This window comes from Mesorhizobium sp. P171375 (genome assembly GCF_057786075.1).
This window is the reverse complement of sequence record NZ_JBYNWF010000001.1, coordinates 4,604,106-4,622,731: the sequence shown is the minus strand read 5'-3', so window position 1 is coordinate 4,622,731 and position 18,626 is coordinate 4,604,106. Positions and strand designations below refer to the sequence as shown.

24 protein-coding genes and 1 pseudogene are annotated in these 18,626 nt (G+C 62.2%); 17 read left to right on the top strand and 8 right to left on the bottom strand.

What is annotated here, in order from left to right; all coding sequences use genetic code 11:
- Positions 1 to 158: 158 nt before the first annotated feature.
- Entirely contained in the window at positions 159 to 905 is a 747-nt protein-coding gene (locus ACYHH6_RS22360) for a 3-oxoacyl-ACP reductase family protein (protein ID WP_352586117.1), read from the bottom strand.
- A gap of 99 nt (positions 906 to 1,004) precedes the next feature.
- On the opposite strand from ACYHH6_RS22360, the gene ACYHH6_RS22355 reads away from it, so the two are divergent.
- On the top strand, positions 1,005 to 1,613 hold the full coding sequence (locus ACYHH6_RS22355) for a TetR/AcrR family transcriptional regulator (RefSeq protein WP_352586118.1): 609 nt from the start codon (positions 1,005 to 1,007) through the stop codon (positions 1,611 to 1,613).
- A gap of 63 nt (positions 1,614 to 1,676) precedes the next feature.
- Positions 1,677 to 2,072 carry a rhodanese-like domain-containing protein gene (locus tag ACYHH6_RS22350; protein WP_192254046.1) on the top strand — a complete coding sequence of 132 codons (396 nt, stop codon included), beginning with the start codon at positions 1,677 to 1,679 and terminating at the stop codon, positions 2,070 to 2,072.
- A 9-nt stretch (positions 2,073 to 2,081) separates the two neighbouring features.
- On the opposite strand, the gene ACYHH6_RS22345 is transcribed toward ACYHH6_RS22350, so the two are convergent.
- Positions 2,082 to 2,993 carry an alpha/beta hydrolase gene (locus ACYHH6_RS22345; protein WP_352586119.1) on the bottom strand — a complete coding sequence of 304 codons (912 nt, stop codon included), beginning with the start codon at positions 2,991 to 2,993 and terminating at the stop codon, positions 2,082 to 2,084.
- A gap of 48 nt (positions 2,994 to 3,041) precedes the next feature.
- On the opposite strand from ACYHH6_RS22345, the gene ACYHH6_RS22340 reads away from it, so the two are divergent.
- A complete protein-coding gene (locus tag ACYHH6_RS22340) occupies positions 3,042 to 3,494 on the top strand; it encodes a MarR family winged helix-turn-helix transcriptional regulator (RefSeq protein ID WP_112561703.1) in 453 nt (150 codons plus the stop codon).
- Between the two features lie 24 nt (positions 3,495 to 3,518).
- Here the strand turns inward: ACYHH6_RS22340 and ACYHH6_RS22335 are convergent.
- Together ACYHH6_RS22335 and ACYHH6_RS22330 are read right to left on the bottom strand one after the other, a co-directional pair.
- Positions 3,519 to 4,105: pseudogene (locus tag ACYHH6_RS22335) on the bottom strand (pyridoxamine 5'-phosphate oxidase family protein).
- Positions 4,106 to 4,169: 64 nt separating this feature from the next.
- Entirely contained in the window at positions 4,170 to 4,523 is a 354-nt protein-coding gene (locus tag ACYHH6_RS22330) for a gamma-butyrobetaine hydroxylase family protein (RefSeq protein ID WP_352586120.1), read from the bottom strand.
- A gap of 200 nt (positions 4,524 to 4,723) precedes the next feature.
- Between ACYHH6_RS22330 and moaA the strand changes: the two genes are divergently transcribed.
- The 13 genes from moaA (at position 4,724) to ACYHH6_RS22265 (ending at position 14,461) form a co-directional block, all read left to right on the top strand.
- A complete protein-coding gene (moaA, locus tag ACYHH6_RS22325; protein ID WP_112561699.1) occupies positions 4,724 to 5,719 on the top strand; it encodes a GTP 3',8-cyclase MoaA in 996 nt (331 codons plus the stop codon).
- Between the two features lie 54 nt (positions 5,720 to 5,773).
- Positions 5,774 to 6,247 (top strand): hypothetical protein, encoded by a 474-nt coding sequence (locus ACYHH6_RS22320; protein ID WP_352586121.1) that lies wholly within the window; start codon positions 5,774 to 5,776, stop codon positions 6,245 to 6,247.
- Positions 6,248 to 6,366: 119 nt separating this feature from the next.
- A complete protein-coding gene (locus tag ACYHH6_RS22315; protein WP_352586122.1) occupies positions 6,367 to 6,723 on the top strand; it encodes a hypothetical protein in 357 nt (118 codons plus the stop codon).
- A 227-nt stretch (positions 6,724 to 6,950) separates the two neighbouring features.
- Entirely contained in the window at positions 6,951 to 7,871 is a 921-nt protein-coding gene (locus tag ACYHH6_RS22310; RefSeq protein ID WP_352586123.1) for a DMT family transporter, read from the top strand.
- A 4-nt stretch (positions 7,872 to 7,875) separates the two neighbouring features.
- Positions 7,876 to 8,508, top strand: coding sequence for a molybdenum cofactor guanylyltransferase MobA (gene mobA / locus ACYHH6_RS22305; RefSeq protein ID WP_352586124.1), 633 nt, complete (start codon positions 7,876 to 7,878; stop codon positions 8,506 to 8,508).
- Positions 8,505 to 9,008: a molybdopterin-guanine dinucleotide biosynthesis protein B gene (gene mobB, locus ACYHH6_RS22300; RefSeq protein WP_352586125.1), complete on the top strand. Its 504-nt coding sequence runs from the start codon at positions 8,505 to 8,507 to the stop codon at positions 9,006 to 9,008. Before mobA ends, mobB begins: the two co-directional genes overlap by 4 nt.
- A 216-nt stretch (positions 9,009 to 9,224) precedes the next feature.
- Positions 9,225 to 10,007 carry an ABC transporter substrate-binding protein gene (locus ACYHH6_RS22295; RefSeq protein WP_352586126.1) on the top strand — a complete coding sequence of 261 codons (783 nt, stop codon included), beginning with the start codon at positions 9,225 to 9,227 and terminating at the stop codon, positions 10,005 to 10,007.
- A gap of 74 nt (positions 10,008 to 10,081) precedes the next feature.
- Positions 10,082 to 10,801 (top strand): ABC transporter permease, encoded by a 720-nt coding sequence (locus ACYHH6_RS22290; RefSeq protein WP_112561692.1) that lies wholly within the window; start codon positions 10,082 to 10,084, stop codon positions 10,799 to 10,801.
- On the top strand, positions 10,798 to 11,619 hold the full coding sequence (locus tag ACYHH6_RS22285; RefSeq protein ID WP_352586127.1) for an ABC transporter permease: 822 nt from the start codon (positions 10,798 to 10,800) through the stop codon (positions 11,617 to 11,619). Before ACYHH6_RS22290 ends, ACYHH6_RS22285 begins: the two co-directional genes overlap by 4 nt.
- Positions 11,620 to 11,725: 106 nt before the next feature.
- A complete protein-coding gene (locus ACYHH6_RS22280; protein WP_352586128.1) occupies positions 11,726 to 12,595 on the top strand; it encodes an NAD(P)-dependent oxidoreductase in 870 nt (289 codons plus the stop codon).
- A gap of 6 nt (positions 12,596 to 12,601) precedes the next feature.
- Positions 12,602 to 13,306, top strand: a complete 705-nt coding sequence (locus ACYHH6_RS22275) for a DNA alkylation repair protein (RefSeq protein ID WP_352586129.1) — start codon at positions 12,602 to 12,604, stop codon at positions 13,304 to 13,306.
- A gap of 25 nt (positions 13,307 to 13,331) precedes the next feature.
- Positions 13,332 to 13,844 carry a GNAT family N-acetyltransferase gene (locus tag ACYHH6_RS22270; RefSeq protein WP_352586130.1) on the top strand — a complete coding sequence of 171 codons (513 nt, stop codon included), beginning with the start codon at positions 13,332 to 13,334 and terminating at the stop codon, positions 13,842 to 13,844.
- Positions 13,845 to 13,891: 47 nt separating this feature from the next.
- Entirely contained in the window at positions 13,892 to 14,461 is a 570-nt protein-coding gene (locus ACYHH6_RS22265) for a DUF3299 domain-containing protein (protein WP_352586131.1), read from the top strand.
- 11 nt (positions 14,462 to 14,472) lie between these two features.
- Here ACYHH6_RS22265 and ACYHH6_RS22260 read toward each other — a convergent pair whose 3' ends face one another.
- The 4 genes from ACYHH6_RS22260 to ACYHH6_RS22245 all read right to left on the bottom strand — a co-directional run bounded on the left by ACYHH6_RS22260 (position 14,473) and on the right by ACYHH6_RS22245 (position 17,026).
- Positions 14,473 to 14,964: an Lrp/AsnC family transcriptional regulator gene (locus ACYHH6_RS22260; RefSeq protein WP_006333679.1), complete on the bottom strand. Its 492-nt coding sequence runs from the start codon at positions 14,962 to 14,964 to the stop codon at positions 14,473 to 14,475.
- Between the two features lie 144 nt (positions 14,965 to 15,108).
- Positions 15,109 to 15,726, bottom strand: coding sequence for a uracil-DNA glycosylase family protein (locus ACYHH6_RS22255; RefSeq protein ID WP_352586132.1), 618 nt, complete (start codon positions 15,724 to 15,726; stop codon positions 15,109 to 15,111).
- Between the two features lies 1 nt (position 15,727).
- Positions 15,728 to 16,339, bottom strand: a complete 612-nt coding sequence (locus ACYHH6_RS22250) for a glutathione S-transferase (protein ID WP_352586133.1) — start codon at positions 16,337 to 16,339, stop codon at positions 15,728 to 15,730.
- 63 nt (positions 16,340 to 16,402) lie between these two features.
- A complete protein-coding gene (locus ACYHH6_RS22245) occupies positions 16,403 to 17,026 on the bottom strand; it encodes a thermonuclease family protein (protein WP_352586134.1) in 624 nt (207 codons plus the stop codon).
- A gap of 75 nt (positions 17,027 to 17,101) precedes the next feature.
- Between ACYHH6_RS22245 and ACYHH6_RS22240 the strand changes: the two genes are divergently transcribed.
- A complete protein-coding gene (locus ACYHH6_RS22240; protein WP_352586135.1) occupies positions 17,102 to 18,622 on the top strand; it encodes a sensor histidine kinase in 1,521 nt (506 codons plus the stop codon).
- Positions 18,623 to 18,626 lie beyond the last annotated feature (4 nt).

Genomic DNA, 18,626 nt, shown 5'->3' with positions numbered 1-18,626 from the left:
AACCGCATGGCGGATGTAAGGCGCTACTATACTGATTCATACTGATTTCGTTAAGCTTCCATAAATTTCGACGGGCCTGTTGCAGAACGGTTTCACAACATCGTGACGGCTGGAGCGGCGCTGCCGCCGCCCCAAACAGGTCAAAGCGGGCTGTTGCTTCAGGCGTTGGCGCCGCCGTCGATGGTCAGCGCCGCGCCGGTGACGAATCGCCCTTCCGGACCGGCCAGCCAGGCAACCATGCCGGCGATCTCGTCAGCCTTGCCGAAGCGGGGCGTCGCCATCTTCTGCCGCTGGTGTTCGGCATGCGGGCCTTCGGCCGGGTTCATGTCGGTGTCGGTCGAACCGGGGTGAACGACGTTGGCGGTGATGCCGCGCGAACCGAGGTCTCGCGCCAGCGCCTTGGTCAGGCCAACCAGAGCCGCCTTGCTGGTCGAATAGGCGCTTAGGCTGGTGTCGGTGACGCGCTCCGCCAGATTGCTGCCGATCGAGATGATGCGGCCGCCCTCGCCCATATGGGCCGCAGCCGCTTTCGAGGCAACGAACGGGGCTCTGAGATTAACCTCCATGGTTTCATCGAAGTCGGCCAACGACATTTGCTCGATGGGTGCGGCACGCCAGATGCCGGCGCTGTTGACTAGGATGTCGAGCCGGCCGAAGGCATTCACCGCCTCGGTGACCGAGCCTTCGATTGCGGCGGCATCACGATTGTCGGCCTGGATGGCGATGGCGCGGCCGCCTGCCGCAATGATCTCGGCAACGACCGCCTGGGCCGGCGCCTCGCTGTTGACGTAGGTGATGGCGACATCGGCGCCATCGGCCGCAAGCCGCTTTGCAATCGCAGCACCGATACCACGGCTGCCGCCGGTGACGAGCGCTGCCTTGCCGTTCAATCCGTTCGATGACATGTCATTCTCCTTTATGTAACGATCGATACATAAATACCTGGCAGCCTTGCCCGGCCAGGTCAACTGAATTATGTATCGATCAACACAGAAAAGAGCGCCATGCCGGAAAGAGGCCGTCCCCGCACCTTCGATCGAACCGCCGCCTTGCGGCAGGCGATGGAGCTGTTTTGGGCCAAAGGCTATGAAGGCACCTCGATCGCCGAGTTGACCGCGGCGATGGGGATCAGCTCACCCAGCCTCTATGCCGCCTTCGGCAGCAAGGAGGCGCTGTTTCTCGAAGCGACCGACTACTACACAAGGACCGAAGGCACCGAGATCTGGACCGCGCTGGGCGAAGCGCCGACGGCATGCCAGGCGATCGAGAATTTCCTGCGCCAGACAGCCAGGGCCTATTCGCAGAACGACCGACCGCAGGGCTGTCTGATCGCGCTTGGCGCGTTGCACAAGGACTCAAGCAGCGGCGCGATCTGCGATGATCTGCGCCGCCGGCGCGCCGAAAACCATACCCTCTTGCTGAGACGACTGGAACGCGGTGTGACGGAAGGCGAATTGCCGCCAGGCTTCGACAGCGATGCGGCGGCGACCTTCTATGCGACGGTGCAGCATGGCATGTCGATCCAGGCCCGCGACGGCGCCTCGTGTGACGCGCTGATGGCTACCGTGGCCGGAGCGATGGCGGCGTGGCAGAGGCTTGCCGGAACGGCGTGACAAAGCGCTGGCGTTGTGCTGGAAATCCGGTGAGCGGCGGAAACGCGCCGGGAGGGATTGTCCATGAAAAAAGGCTATCGCGAGCTGCTCGACGAGGCCAATGCCGAGATCGAGGTGGTGTCGCCTGAGGAAGCGGCCGGGCTGCTCGACGACGAAGACACCATTTTTGTCGATCTGCGCGATCCTCGCGAAGTGGAGCGGGACGGCCAGATTCCCGGCGCCAAGCATGTCACGCGCGGCATGCTGGAATTCTGGATCGATCCCGAAAGCCCATACCACAAGCCGTTCTTCGCCTCGGGCAAGAGCTTCGTCTTCTTCTGCGCCGGCGGCTGGCGCTCGGCGCTGGCCACCAAGACGGCGCAGGATATGGGGCTGTCGCCGGTCAAGCACATCCTCGGCGGCTACACCGCCTGGAAGGCGGCGGGACTGCCGGTCGAACCGGGCGGCAAGAAGAAATAACCAGTCAGGTCAGTGCAACGATACTGCGTCCTGGTGACCGGTCACAAAGCCGACTGCACGTTCGACGACGCCTTTGTCGGCGAGAATGCGGCGGTGGCCGAGCCCGTCGGCCCAGTGCAGCCGCACATGGCTGCCGGCGCCGGCATAGCGCCTGGCATGGTCAGCAGGAACCTCGCGGTCATCGGGCGCGTGGATGACCAGTGTCGGCACCGGCGCTTCGGCCAGCTGACGGTCGCCGGTGAATTCGTTGAGCGGCCGGCCCGACAGCCGCTTCACCTGGTTCGCCATGGATACCTGCGAACGCGGGCCGACATTGAGCATGCGGCTGAAGTCGGCGAAGATCGCCGGCAGGGAGCTGGGTGCTGCGACCAGCACCAGCCGCTCGGCAGCCACCGGTTGGATGCCGTTGATGGAACCGGCAATGGCGTTGGCGGCGACGGCGCCGCCGAAGGAATGGCCGACGATCGCCTTGAACGGCCCGAACCAGTCGCCGGCCACCCTGACCGCCTCGACCGCATTGACCATGTTGAGACGACGGCCCAGCGACTGGCCGTGGCCCGGCAGGTCGAGCGAGGCGACCCTGTAGTCGGCATTGCGAAACCCTTCGATCAGCGCACGCATATATTCGGTGCGCGAGCGCCAACCATGGATGACCAGCACTGTGCCGGCGGACGCCCTGCTCGGCTCCGGCCGGAATTCGTGCACCATGACGCAGCCGGCCTTGGTCTTCAGCCGGTGGTGGCGCGCCTCGGCCATGAAGCCGGCAGCACGGTCGACGGCGCGCCGCTCGCCGTCGCTCAGCGCCTTCACGCTGGGCGTGCGGCAGAACAGTTCAAAGGCGGCGCGGCCGCTCAGGCGCGGCGCCACATGCTCGGCGGCGCCGAACACGCCCCGGATGACCTTCAGTCCAAATGATGCCATAGTGGCGATCCATCCATTCCGTTCAAGCATGAACATAATAGTTCAAACATGAACATTAAACAAGAGCTGCCCTGGGACAACCCGCGCTTTCGCAACTGGGTCGCGGTGGCGCGCGCCTGCCATGTGCTGGAGCGTGCGCTGGCGGTGAAGCTGGCGCCGCTGGACCTGAAGCCGGCGCAACTCGACGTGCTGATGAACCTCTATCGCCACCCCGGCATGTCGCAGCACGATCTCGCCCGCAAACTGCTGGTCGGCCGCTCCAACATCACCATGCTGTTGCCGCAACTCGAGGCGCGCGGCCTGCTCGTCCGTGAAGGCGACGAGAAGGACAAGCGCGTGCTGCGACTGACGCTTACCGAGGCCGGCACGGAGCTGCTTATGAAAGCGCTTAAGGTGCATATGGCGCTGATCGAGAAGGCGATGAGCCAGTCGACACCGGAACAATGCGACATGATAGGCGAACAGATGCGCAAGATCTACGATGTGCTGAAGGATACTTGAGCGGTTCGATCCGCGCCTCCCACCTTACCACATCGTCTTCTTCGCCCGCTCCGGCCGATATTTTTGCGGCTGGTGACTTCCAGTATTTTTCCCGGTGTCGGCAGCGATTTCGGATCGACATGCTTTGCCGGGTTCCACAGCTCCGAACGGACGATGGCGCGGGCGCACTGGAAATAGACCGAATCGATATCGACCACGGTGACCGAGCGCGCCGGCTTGCCTTCGACGGTGAAGGAGGCGCACAGCGCGGCGTCGGTGGTGATGCGGGCGCGGCCATTGACGCGCAGCGTCGTGCCAGACCCCGGCACCAGGAACAGCAGCCCGACGCGCGAATCCCGGATGATGTTCTTCAGCGAATTGGCCCGGTTGTTGCCGCGCCGGTCCGGCATCATCAGCGTCTTCGGATCACGGATGCGCACGAAGCCGGCGAGATCGCCGCGCGGTGAACAGTCTAAGCCCTCCGGCCCACTCGTTGCCAAAGCGACAAAGGGCGAAGCCTCGATGAAGGCGGCATATTCGGGGATGACATGATCGAGTTCCTTGACCGTCGACGCTTCGCCGGGCAGGCCATAGAGCGCTTCGAGCTGTTCAACCGATGTGATCTCAGACATTTTCCCGTTTCCGAACCTTGCCGGCGCTACTCCCAATCAATGACGTTTTGACGACACCGGCGAGCTAGCGGTCGCGGCTCAGCCCCTTCTCCTGGAGTTCCGCAAGATAGGCATTCCAGCGCTCGTCCTTCTCGTGGCCGAGCGTGTGCAGATAGTTCCAGGTGAAGATGCCGGTGTCGTGGAAATCGTCGAAGGTGATGCGCACGGCGTAGTTGCCGACCGGCTCGATCTTGAGGATGGCGACGTTGCGCTTGCCCGGCACCGTCACCCGCTGGTCCGGCGAGTGGCCCTGCACTTCAGCCGAGGGCGAGGCAACGCGCAAAAGTTCGGCCGGCAGTTCGAACGGTTGGTGATCGGGAAAGGTGACGGACAGCAGTTTTCTGTCCTTCGAGACCCTGAGTTCCTTCGGTGCCGTCATTGTCGTTCACCCTGCATCAATCCGCTCTTCCCTACGCTGCTTCGCTCAGCCGGAAAAGGTCATTTAGACCCTGCCGACATCGGATGTCGGCCAGGGAATGTTACCAAAGATCAAGAGCGGCTATCTTGAATGGCGAGTTGGTTCGTATCACATAGCTGTATATAACGGCGCCACTAGCAGCCATTGGAAACGCTTGACGCATGGACATGATCGATCCTTTCGGTCGCACGATCAGCTACTTGCGCGTGTCGGTCACCGACCGCTGCGATTTCCGCTGTACCTATTGCATGGCCGAGGACATGGCGTTCCTTCCCAAGAAGGACCTGTTGTCGCTTGAGGAACTTGACCGGCTCTGCACCGTCTTCATCGAAAAGGGTGTGCGCAAACTGCGCCTCACCGGCGGCGAACCGTTGGTGCGCAAGAACATCATGCATCTGGTGCGCCAGCTGTCGCGGCATTTGAAGAGCGGCGCGCTGGAAGAACTGACGCTGACCACCAATGGTTCGCAGCTGTCGCGTTTTGCCGCCGAGCTCGCCGATTGCGGCGTCGAGCGCATCAATGTCTCGCTGGACACGCTCGACGCCGACAAGTTCCACGCCATCACCCGCTGGGGCCATCTCGACAAGGTCATGCAAGGCATCGACGCCGCGCAGGCGGCGGGGCTGAAGGTCAAGCTCAACGCGGTGGCGCTGAAGGATTTCAACGACGCCGAGATACCTGAGATGCTGCGCTGGGCGCATGGCCGCGGCATGGACCTCACCGTCATCGAAACCATGCCGATGGGCGAGATCGACGCCGACCGCACCGACCAGTATCTGCCGCTGTCGCTGCTGCGCGCCTCGCTGGAGCGGCAGTTCACGCTGAGCGACATCCCCTACAAGACCGGCGGCCCCGCCCGCTACGTCCATGTCGCCGAGACCGGCGGCCGGCTCGGCTTCATCACGCCGATGACGCATAATTTCTGCGAAAGCTGCAACCGCGTGCGGCTGACCTGCACCGGCACGCTCTATATGTGCCTCGGCCAGGAGGATGCAGCCGACCTGCGCGCGCCGTTGCGTGCGTCCGAAGGCAACGAACTGGTCGCCACCGCAATCGACGAAGCGATCGGCCGCAAGCCAAAGGGCCATGATTTCATCATCGACCGACGCACCAGCCGCCCCTCGGTATCGAGGCATATGAGCGTCACCGGCGGCTGATTTTTCCGGGTTCTCGTGCGAAGGATGACTCCACTTTTTGACGGGAGGCATGGCATGAAGCGTTTTTTCTCAGGTCTGGTATCGGCAGCATTGATCGCGGCAAGCAGCGCCGCTGCCGCGCCGTTCACCTACACCAATGCGCGCTTCGGCACCGTCTGCACCTTTCCCGACGAAATCTTCACAGACCGCCAGCCCGAGCCGGACAATGGTGACGGACAGCAATGGCTCAGCGCCGACGGCGCCAGCCTGATCTGTTCCGGCATCTTCAACGTCAGTGAGGACACTCCCAAAACCTTCGTTGCCGAGGAGAAGGCCAGCAAGGAGGCGGGCTACGAGATCAGCTACACCAAGACAGGCAAGAACTGGGCGGTGCTGTCGGGGCTGAAGGATGGAAAGATCTTTTACGAGCGGCGCCTGTTCGGCAAGGAAGGCGTCATTCACACCATATGGATCGACTATCCGCCGGCGGTGAAAGCGAAGTACGATCCGCTGGTCGGCGCCATCGTCGGCAGCCTCAAAGCCCGTTGAGCATTTTCGGACACATCCCAGAAAGTCTTCTGCGCAAAACGGCCGGCGGATTTACCGCAAGCGCGATCAGGCCTAGCTTCCCGCCTGTAGCGGTTCTTTGTTCACTGGGGGAATACGACATGCGCAAACTCTTACTTTCACTTGCAGTGGTTGGGCTTGCAGCCGGGCCGGCAGCAGCACAATCGATCGGCGGCAAGTACACCGTCGCCGGCACCAATTTCGACGGCTCGAAATATGGCGGCGAAGCAACCATCACGCTGACAAGCGAGACCACCTGCACCATCCACTGGGAAACCGGCGGCTCGTCCTCGGACGGCATCTGCATGCGCAACGACAGTGCCTTCTCCGCGGGCTATGTCATGGGCGAAGAGATCGGCCTCGTCGTCTACAAGGTGGAGGATGATGGCTCGCTGCACGGCCTGTGGACGATCGCCGGCAAGAACGGCAGCGGCACCGAGGTGCTGACGCCGAAATGAGGCTCCCGATCATCGGATCGGCCCTCGCTGGGATTTTACAGGCCACGGGTGCAAATCCGTGGCCTATTTCTTTGACGTTGCTGTCTTGCCGCCGACTGCTACAGGCTTGAGCGGTTCACCGTTTCACCGAAACGTCGAACCGCTCTATTCTTTGTTTTCACGCAATTCCGGACGGAAAACCGTTTCACACTTTTCCTGGAATTGCTTTTGCAAAACCGGTAACGCCCTTGCCTCTTTCCCCAAATCTTCGCGGTGCGCTGTTCATGATGGTGGCCATGATCGGCTTCACCCTCAATGACGCCATCACCAAGTTCTCGTCGGAATCGATGAACATGGCGCAGGTCATGCTGGTGCGCGGCGCCTTTGCGTCGGTGCTCGTCGGCTTGCTCGCCTGGCAGCAAGGCGCGCTCGCACGACCGGGCTCGATGCTGCAGCCGCTGGTGGCATTGCGCGTCGTCGGCGAGGCCGGCGCTACCGTCGCCTTCCTTGTCGCGTTGGCGCATTTGCCGATCGCCAATGTGTCGGCAGTGCTGCAGGCGCTGCCGCTGGCGGTGACGATGGGCGCGGCCCTTGTGTTTGGTGAAGGCGTCGGCTGGCGGCGCTGGCTGGCGATCGCCGTCGGTTTCGGCGGCGTGCTGATCATCGTGCGACCGGGCTTCGAAGGGTTCAGTGTCTATTCGCTATGGGCACTCGTCAGTGTCGCCTGCTGTGCGGTTCGCGATCTCGCCACCAAACGCATACCGCAGGCCATCCCGACCTTGCTGGTGTCGACGGCAACCGCGATCGCCATGACCGTTGTCGGCGCAGTGTTGCTTTCGCCGATGGGCGGCTGGACGCCGATGTCGGGCAAAGGCACGGCGCTGCTGGCGCTGGCGGCGGTGCTGGTGCTGATCGGCTACCAGTTCATCATCATGGCGATGCGGGCCGGCGACATCTCCTTCATTGCGCCGTTCCGCTACACCGCGTTGTTGTGGTCGATCCTGCTTGGCCTCAGCATTTTCAGCGACATCCCAGACCTGCCGATGATCGTCGGATCCGCCATCATCATCGGGTCCGGTCTTTACGCGCTCTATCGCGAGCGGGTCGTCGGCCGGCAGAAGCCCGCGGCCGAAAGCGCTGGACCCGACATGGCGCCGGACGGCATATAGGGAAATGAGCCGAGACATTGCAGGGATCATCCTGGCCGGAGGCCTGTCACGGCGCATGGGCGGCGGCGACAAGACCTTGCTCGCCCTTGGCGGGCGTCCGCTTCTCGGCCATGTCGTTGCCCGTTTGGCGCCACAGGTCGGATCGCTGGCGCTGAGCGCTAATGGCGATCCGGCACGTTTTGCGGCGTCCGGGCTTTCGGTTCTCGCCGATACGGTCGAAGGCCATGCCGGACCGCTGGCCGGGATCCTCGCCGGCCTCGAATGGGCGGCGGCAAACACCGCGTGCAAATCCTTGGTAACCGCCGCCGGCGACACGCCGTTCCTGCCGGCCGATCTGGTCGCAATGCTGGCCTCCGCCGCAGCCGATCGGCCGGGCTCGATCGCGGTTGCCAGCTCCAGCGGCAGGCGGCATCCGACCTTCGCACTGTGGCCGCTCGGGCTGCGTCAGGCCTTGCGCCATTTCCTGGTCGACGAGGACAACAGGCGCGTCTCGGCCTTCGTCGAGCACCATGATTTTGTCGAGGTGGAGTTTCCCTTGTCCGCTCTTGGCGGCAGTGAGATCGACCCGTTCTTCAACATCAACACGCCAGACGACCTTGCGGTGGCCGAACGTCTGTTGCAGAGCATCGGGCCATGAACATCTTCGGCATCACCGGCTGGAAGAATTCCGGCAAGACCACACTGACCGAGAAACTGGTCACCGAGCTCGTCCGGCGCGGCTGGACGGTGTCGACGGTCAAACACGCCCATCATGAGTTCGACATCGACAAGCCGGGCGCCGACTCCTTTCGTCACCGCCAGGCGGGGGCCACGGAAGTCGCGGTGGTGTCGGGCGTGCGCTGGGCGCTGATGCACGAATTGCGCGGCGAGGACGAGCCGACGCTGGAGACGATCCTGTCGCGGCTGGCACCGTGCGACATCGTGCTGGTCGAAGGCTACAAGCGCGAGGCGCATAGCAAGATCGAGACCCGGCGGCTGGAGGCCAAGGACCGCTCGCCGCTCTCGGCAAATGACGCGCATATCGTGGCGATCGCCGCCGACTTCGCGGTCACTGGCGAAAGCCTGCCGGTATTCGATCTCGACGACACCGGATCGATAGCCGACTTCATCGAGCGTGCCACCGGCCTCAAACCCTGAGGCCCCTGCCCGAGCCTGGTTCAGCCGCTCTCCTCGGCTGTTTCATTGTCTAACCCGGCGTCAGCATTGGCTGGACCTGCAAATCCCGCAAGCAACGGTTTTACAGTTGCTTTTCTCCCGAAAACAGTGGGAGTATCGCGCCAGCGGGCGGTCAAAAGCACCGCCCCACAGAGCCGTTTCGGAACGACGGCCGGGAGCAATAAAGAGAGGACTATCATGCGTATTGCACTGCGTATCGCGCTCGCCGCATCGGCTGCGCTGCTGACGCTCGGCGTCGCCCAGGCTCAGGAAACCCTGAGGATCGGCACCGAAGGCGCCTACCCCCCCTTCAACAATTTGACCGCCGATGGCCAGCTCGTCGGCTTCGACATCGACATCGCCAAGGCGCTCTGCGACGAGATGAAGGTCAAATGCACCTTCGTCGCCCAGGATTGGGACGGCATCATCCCGGCGCTGCAGGCCGGCAAGTTCGACGCCATCGTCGCCTCGATGTCGATCACTGCGGAGCGTAAGGAAAAGGTCGACTTCTCCAACAAATACTACAACACCCCCTCGGCGATCGCCGTGCCGAAGGACTCGACCCTCAAGGGCGTGACCAAGGAGGACCTGGCCGGCAAGACCATCGGCGTGGCAACGACGACGACGCATTTCAATTATGCCTCGAAGACCTACACCGACAGCACCATCAAGGGTTATCCGAGCAGCCCCGAAGAGCAGGCCGATCTCGCCAATGGCCGTCTCGACGCGATCGAGGACGATATCGTCGTGTTGCAGCAGTTCCTGGATTCGCCTGATGGCGCCTGCTGCAAGATTCTCGGCCAGCCCTCGCCGCAGCCGGTCGAGATCTTTGGACCGGGCGCCGGCATCGCCGTGCGCAAGGGCGAGACGGATCTGGTCAACAAGTTGAACGCCGCCATCGACGCGATCCGCGCCAACGGAAAGTACAAGGAAATCAACGACAAATACTTCAAGTTCGACGTCTTCGGCGCCGAGTCCTGATCACCTGAAACAAGGCGGCAGGGGAGATTTCTCCTGCCGCCTTGGCCTGACAGAAGTGGAGACAAGACCCGTCAATGCCAAGCCAGAACATATGGATACTTCTGAGTTGGGGACCCGATGGCTGGATTGACGATATTGCCTATGGCGCACTGGTCACCATCGCGCTTGCGCTGGCGACACTGCCCATTGGCCTGACGATCGGCTTTTTCGTCGCCTGGGCCAAACAATCCGAAGAGCCGTCGCTGCGGCTTGCCGCCAACATCTACACCACCGTCTTCCGCGGCTTGCCGGAACTGGTGACGCTGTTCCTGTTTTTCTTCGGCGTGCCGATCCTGTTGCAGCACCTCGTGCGATATTTCCGACCAGACGCGACCATCGACGTCAACAGCTTCGTCGCCGGCATGATCGTGCTGTCGCTGATCTTTTCATCCTATGCCAGCGAGGTGTTTCTTTCAGCCTTTCGAGCCATTCCAAAAGGTCAGTATGAGGGCGGCTATGCGATCGGCCTGTCGAATTGGCTGACCATGCGCAAGGTGATCTTGCCGCAACTCCTTCGCATCGCGTTTCCCGGACTTGAGAACTGCTGGCTGAGCCTGCTCAAGGATACGTCGCTGGTGTCGGTCGTCGGCCTCGCCGAGACGCTGCGCAATGCCTACACAGCTGCCCGCGTTACCAAGCACGCTTTTCTGTTTTATGGCGTTGCGGCCATGGTCTTCCTTGGTCTGGCCGTCGTTTCATCCTTTGCCACCAGCGCGATCCTGCGCTCGCTCGGCCGGCGGGAGGCGCAACGATGAGCGTCACCGTCGCCATGGTCGAACGACCGCCACCGCGGGCGCGCGGCTGGCCGCACAGCCGTGTCATCGGCTATGCGATGGTCGGTTTCTGGATCCTGTTCGGCCTCGGCATCGTCAGCTATCTGATCTTTGCCTGGAACGCTGACTTCTTCGCCAAATACGCCCCGGCCTATCTGAAGGGCCTGCAAACCACGCTGCTGCTGGTCTGCATATCGATGGTGCTCGGAGCGATCCTGTCGGTGCCGGTCGCTTATGGGCGCATGTCCAGCAACCGGATCCTGTCCGGCCTCGCCTATTGCTATGTCTACTTCTTCCGCGGCACGCCGCTGCTGGTCCAGACCTATCTGGTCTACTACGGCCTGGGATCGTTCAGGGCGGAGCTTCAAACGGTTGGCCTCTGGGATTTTTTCAAGGACGCTTTCAATTGCGGTGTGTTTGCCTTCGCACTCAACACCGCCGCCTATCAGGCCGAAATCCTGCGCGGCGCCATCGAAAGCGTACCCAAAGGCCAGTGGGAGGGTGCGGCCTCGCTTGGGCTGCACAAATTGCAGACGCTGCGAAAGATCATCCTGCCGCAGGCGTTGATCGTCGCCTTGCGTCCCTATGGCAACGAGTTGATCCTGATGGTCAAGGCTTCGGCCATCGTCGCCATCATCACCGTTTACGATTTGATGGGTCAGGCCAAGCTTGCCTTTGCCAATTCGTTCGACATCCAGGCCTATATCTGGGTCGCTCTTGTCTACCTGGTGATGGTCGAGATCTTGCGCCATGGCGTTGAATGGATCGAACGCCGGATCACCATACATCTGAAGCGTTGACTGGTCGGCTGCACCAGTCGATCGGCTCATGCGCGTCTTGACGAATTGAGTGCGGGGCCTAGAGAGCTTTCCCAACAAATTCCGTTTCCATCTGAAGGGCAAACCTATGGCATCTGTGGCATTTCTCGGTCTTGGCGTGATGGGCTATCCCATGGCCGGGCACCTCAGGAACAAAGGCGGCCACGAGGTCACCGTCTACAACCGCACCGCGGCAAAAGCCGAGCAATGGGTGGCCCAGCACGGCGGCAAGCTTGCCCTGACGCCGGCCGAAGCAGCCGAGGGCCAGGATTTCGTCTTTTCCTGCGTCGGCAATGACGACGATCTGCGCTCGGTGACGACCGGAGCCAACGGCGCCTTCGCCGCGATGAAGAAAGATTCGATCTTCATCGACAACACCACCGCTTCGGCCGAGGTCGCGCGCGAACTGGCCGAAGCTGCTGAAAAGGCCGGCTTTTCCTTCCTCGACGCGCCGGTCTCCGGCGGCCAGGCGGGCGCCGAAAACGGTGTGTTGACGGTGATGGTCGGCGGCGACCAGGCTGCCTTCGACAAGGCCAAGCCGGTCATCGACGCTTTCGCCCGCATGGTAGGGCTGATGGGGTCGTCGGGCGCCGGTCAGCTCACCAAGATGATCAACCAGATCACCATTGCCGGGCTGGTGCAGGGACTGGCCGAAGGCATCCATTTTGGCAAGAAGGCCGGGCTCGACATCGAAAAGGTGATCGAGGTGATCTCCAAGGGTGCTGCCGGTTCCTGGCAGATGGAGAACCGCCACAAGACGATGAATGCCGGCAAATATGATTTCGGTTTTGCCGTCGACTGGATGCGCAAGGATCTCGGCATCTGCCTTGATGAAGCCGACCGCAACGGCGCCAAACTGCCGGTGACGGCGCTTGTCGACCAGTTCTACAAGGATGTGCAGGCGATGGGCGGCAAGCGCTGGGACACGTCTTCGCTGCTGGCGCGCCTGGAGAAATAGGCTGGGATGGCCGAGCTATCGCCCCAATCCAGCGCCGACGACATCGTCGCGCATTTGCGGTCGATCGGCTCGGAAGAAAATCGCCGCGGCATGCTGCGCTACGGCATCAAGATCGAGCGGGCGCTCGGCATTTCGCATGGCATGCAGCGGCAGATCGCCAGGAAGATCAAGCGCAACCATGAACGAGCCTTCGAGCTTTGGCAGACCGGCATCATGGAGGCGCAGTTCATCGCATCCGTCACGGCCGACCCGAAGCGCTTTTCCGCAGCGGATGCAAGGCAATGGGCGGCATCCTTCGATTCCTGGGATATCGTTGACGGCGTCTCCGATCTCTTCGTCGACACGGACGCCTGGAAGGAACTGATCGAGGAGTTCGCGGCGGACGAGCGGGGGTTCGTTCGGCGCACGGCTTTTGCCATGATGGCCTGGTCTGTCGTGCACCGAAAGCAAGAGCCGGCAGCGGCCTTCCTCGGCTTCCTGCCGATCATTGAAGCGCATGCCACCGACAGCCGCAACTTCGTGAGGAAGGCGGTAAACTGGGCGCTTCGTTCGATCGGCAAGCGATCGGTGGAGATGCATGGCGCTGCCCTTGTCGTGGCCGAACGCCTGGCGCAGTCGACGGACAAGACGGCTCGCTGGAATGGCAAGCACGCAGTTCGGGAGCTGACCAATGCCAAGACACTCGAGCGGATCGCCGCCAGAAAAGCCTGACCTGGGCAAACTCCGGTTCACGGACGTGACGCGGAGAACCCGCGCCGATTTCGAAAACCTGTTCGAGGCGCCGGGCGGACCCAAATATTGCTGGTGCATGGCCTGGCGCCATTCCAGCCGCGAGCATGTCGAGAATGATGAGAAGAAGCGCATGATGATGGCGTCTATCGAGGCCGGCACGCCGGTCGGTATTCTGGCCGAGCTTGATGGCAAGACCGTCGGCTGGTGCTCGGTCGCACCGCGCCAGACCTACCGCAAGCTATCGCCGCAACAGGACGATGCCGAGACGGATATCTGGTCGATCGTCTGCTTCTATGTGCCGAGAGCGCTGCGCGGCGGCGGGCTGGCGGCTGCCCTGCTCGACGCTGCCGTCGACCATGCCTTTGCCAAGGGTGCGCGCGCCGTCGAGGCCTATCCGGTCGACCAGGCATCGCCGAGCTATACCTTCATGGGTTTTCGCGACATGTTCGCCGCTCGCCGGTTCCACGAGATCGGCATGGCCGGCTCTCGCAGACATGTGATGCGGCTCGAGCGTTGACGCAATCGGCCACGGCGTCTTTACTCCCAGCACAAAGGAAGCGGCCGATGAGCAGACATCTCAAACCGACCATGGCGCTTGCAGCCGCGTTGCTGGCATCCACTACCTTTGATGCCTCGGCACAGACCGCGCACATCTTTTGGAAGGATCTGCGGCCGGCGACGCAGGCGGTTGCCGAAGATGCCGGCCTGCCGATGATCGCGGCAAAACTGCCCGATCATGGCGAGACGCTGTCGCTCAACCTGCAGGACAAGACCGTACAATTAGCCGGCTATGCATTGCCGGTCGACCGTGACGGCGACCTTGTCTACCAGTTCCTGCTGGTGCCGTGGACAGGCGCCTGCAGCCACATGCCAACGCCGCCGCCGAACCAGATCGTGCTGGTCACGCCGGCCCGTCCCTACAAGATGTCGAAGGCCTATGAGTCGGTTGCCGTGACCGGCGCTTTGCAGCCCGGCATGGAGAAGAGCCAGCTGTTCATTCTCGACGGCGTCTCGATCATCCAGTCCGGCTACACCGTGCGCAAAGCCGAGGTGGTGGCCGTCGACAACGTGCCGGATACGATCACGCTGCCGATCAACTCGCCCTGGACTTTTCTCAACAAAAAGAAGAACTAGCGGGTTTAGCCTTAAGCCGCATTGGCCCCGGATTCCTTGTCCAGAACCATGTAGTCGAGCGGCATTTCGGTCGTGTACTTGATCTGCTCCATGGCGAAGGACGACGACACGTCGCGGATCTCGATCTTGGCAATCAGCCGTTTGTAGAAGGCGTCATAGGCGGCGATGTCGGGCACAACCACGCGCAGGAGATAATCGACGTCGCCGCTCATGCGGTAGAATTCGACCACTTCGGGAAATTCCTGGATGACTTCGGAGAAGCGCCGCAGCCATTCATGGCTATGCGAATTGGTGCGGATCGACACGAAGACGGTGACGCGCACATTGACCTTTTCGTGATCGAGAATGGCGACGCGCCGCTTGATGACGCCCTCTTCCTCGAGCTTCTGGATACGGCGCCAGCACGGCGTTGTCGACAGGCCGACTTTCTTGGCAACATCGGCAACCGCGAGCGTCGCGTCCTCCTGCAGGAGGCGGAGAATTTTTCTGTCGAGGCGATCCATTGAGATGCTCCCTGGTGCAGGCCGCGTTCCCTCGGCCGCGGCGCGCTTTGGGAATAGATTGGCTATACTCCCTCTTATTTCGGCCTTTCACAAGAAAGAAATTCTGCCGAATGGCACAAAAGCGAGTGATATCTTGCTTAAAGCTTAAGCAATGCGATAGCGGATTTCCGATCTCAGGAAGGGCAGCAAATCCATTTCAAACCATGGATTCTGCTTCAGCCAGCCGGAATTGCGCCATGATGGATGCGGCAGCGGCAGCACTTTCGGGCTGGCCGGCGTATTCCAGATGGTGCGCCAGTCCTTCACGGTTTCGGTCAGCGAAGGCCGCCTTGCTTCACCCATATGCCAGGACTGCGCGTAGGAGCCGATCGTCAGAACCAGATCGATCTGCGGCATCAACGCCATCAGCGGCGCGCGCCAGGCCGGCGCGCATTCGCGGCGCGGCGGCAGGTCGCTGCCCTTGGCGTCCTGGCCGGGAAAACAGAACCCCATCGGCACGATGGCGAATTTCTCGGTGTCGTAGAATTCCTCCGCGCTGACACCCAGCCAGCTTCGCAAGCGGTCGCCGGACGCGTCGGTGAACGGCATGCCGGAAAAATGCACCTTGGTGCCCGGCGCCTGGCCGGCGAGCAGGATGCGGGCGCTGGATGACGGTAGCAGCACCGGGCGCGGCTCATGCGGCAGCGGCCGTCCCACAGGATTGTCGACGCAGATGCGGCAGGCGCGGATCTTTACCGTCAGGCGTTCGAGGTCCGCCTCCATCTCAGGCGGAAGCGCTCGGCCGGCTGGTGACGGCGCTGTACCAGCGCAGCACGTTGGAGCACTCGTCCGGTACCTTGATGCGTGCCGGTTTCATGAAGTCGATGGCGATCATCCCCGTGATATCGGCGATCGAATAACTATCGCCGGCGGCGAATTCCCGGTTTGCCAGTTCGGTGTCGAGCAGGTTCAGGAATTCGACCGCTTTCGTCTTGTTGGCTTCGCCCCATTCGGGGATTTGCGGAATTTCCCATTCCTTCATTGCCGGATGGATGTGGCGAAAGGCCTGAGCGACGCAGCTGAGCAGGTTGAACTCCATGCGCCTTTGCCACATCTCGACCTTGGCCTTGCCGAGCGCGCCTTGCCCGAACAGCGCCGGCTCTGGCTGCAATTCCTCGAAATAGCGGCAGATGGCGACGGATTCGGTGAGGATGCTGCCGTCGTCGAGCTCAAGCACCGGCAGCCGCTGTAGCGGGTTGCGTGAGCTGACCGGCTCCTGCTTGTGCCCCATGGCACCCATGTCGACCGGCACCAGTGGCACTTCGATGCCTTTTTCGGCGAGGAAGACCCGGACACGCCGCGGATTGGGGGCGCGGCCACCGTCGAACAGTTTCATCTCAATCCTCCCGATCTTTGCCCGCAACCACAGGGCTTGCAATTATAGGACACGGCCTGCCTCTCACCGGAAGCGAAAGATTTCGCGCAAGGCGTCACCGAACGAAGCCAACGTGCCGTGCCGTCTTTCGACCGGGCCTTCGTGGTGGCTTTCGCGCCAGTCCCGCGGCTGGTCGAACGTGCCGGCCCAGATGCCGGCCTTGCCGGCGCGGGCAACGGCCTGCTCGGTTTCGTAGTCGCCATAGGCGATGGCCCAGCCGGCCTCAACCTGGGCGCGGTTCAAATCCTTGCCGCCGGCCTTGCAGTCCCCGAGCAGGCGGCCGTAACGGTCGCGCTGCCAGCCGCTGCAGGTCACCGGATTGCCTGATATCAGCCGCACCAGCGCCTGCCGCGCCAGCCTGCCGCAGGCATAGTCGGCGCTGTCCTTGCGGCAGATCTGCTGGTATTCCGGAGCATCGATGCCGCGCATACGGATGCGTTCAGTGCCAAGGGTCAGCGAATCGCCGTCATTGACGATCGCGGCGCCCTCCGCCTTGCGCGTTTCGAAGCGGTCGAGCCGCGCGGCGAGCAGGATCAGCAGGCCGAGCACGAGAACGGTCAGCGCGTAATCCAGCAATCTGCGCCACAGGCTTCGCGCCTGCGGCGGATAGTATCGCCGGCGCGGCCTTGGCGACCACGAACGGCTCATATGGCAAACAGTCTCTTAATCATTCGAACGTAGCTTAACGAATTGAGATCGCTGCGCGCATAAATTGAAGTTTCCATGCCTCTGCTACGCTCGAACACAGCGGATAAATTCATTGTGGACCGCAGGAGACCGCACCGCAACAGCGATGTGGCGCGCGCGGTGCGCAGAACGCGCGACCGTCTTTCGCAACAGGTCGGCAATCTCGACTTCGACCGCGAGCTCCTGAAGCTGCATGCCCGCGCCATGGTGGGGGGTGCGACCGTCGTTCCGCTTTTGGTGCTGGCGATCGCGGCGACCGGGATTCTGGCGGGCATGGACAAGCAGATCAGCATCTGGGCGCTGTTCACGCTCATCTGCTATTCGATCGTTGCCTTCATGGCGCGGCGCGTCGAACGCACCGAAGCGGCCGAACTCGACCCTATTTTGACGCGCCGGGATTTTCTGATCGGCCATTCGCTGTGCGGCCTCGGCTGGGCCTGGTTCGCCTGGCTCGGCTGCGCCTCCTGTCAGATCGACTATTTCCCGGTGATCAAGGCGATGGTGCTGCTGCTGGCGATGGCAGCGACCGCCATTACCGCGTCGTCCTTGCGCAGCGCGCTGCTCGCCACCTTCGTCATTCCGGTGGCGGTCTATGCCTATGCCGAATCAAAACTGTGGATGTCGGTCGAGACGATGATGGTCGCACTGCTGGTCGCGGCTCTGCCGTTCTTCGCCTACTTCGCGCGTCATCTCAACCACTCGTCGCTGATGCTTCTGTCGTTCCGCTCCGAAAAGGATGCGTTGCTCGCCGAAGTAGAGACGGCAAAATCGATGTCGGACGAAGCCCGTCGGCGGGCCGAAGACGCCAACCTGGCGAAGTCGCGCTTTCTCGCCTCGATGAGCCATGAGCTGAGAACACCGCTCAACGCCATTCTCGGTTTTTCCGAGGTGATGGCCAATGAGGTGCTGGGGCCTATGAGCAACCCAACCTACCGCGACTACGCCCGCGACGTGCATGATTCCGGCCAGCACCTGCTCGACCTGATCAACGAAATTCTCGACCTGTCGCGCATCGAGGCCGGCCGCTACCAACTCAACGAGGAGCCGCTGATGCTGCTCCACATCGCTGAAGATTGCTGCCACATGATGGAGTTGAAGGCGCGCAACAAGGACATCCGCATCGTCCAGGATTTTGAAATTGCCTTGCCGCGCCTGTTCGCCGACGAGCGCGCGGTGCGGCAGATCATCCTCAACCTTTTGTCAAATGCCATCAAGTTCACCGCCACCGGCGGCGAAGTTCGTGTGCGTGTCGGCTGGACGGCGGGCGGCGGCCAATACATCTCAGTCAAGGACAACGGGCCGGGCATTCCGGAAGACGAAATCCCGATCGTGCTGTCCGCCTTCGGCCAGGGCTCGATCGCCATCAAGAGCGCCGAACAGGGCACCGGGCTCGGGCTGCCAATTGTGCAGGGCCTGCTCGCCATGCATGGCGGTGAATTCGAACTTCTTTCCAAATTGCGCGAAGGCACCGAGGCGATCGCCATCTTCCCGCTCAGCCGGGTGATGGAGGAATTGCCGGCGCTGCCGACCAAGGCGGTAGCGGCGCGGCGGCGCTAGCGGC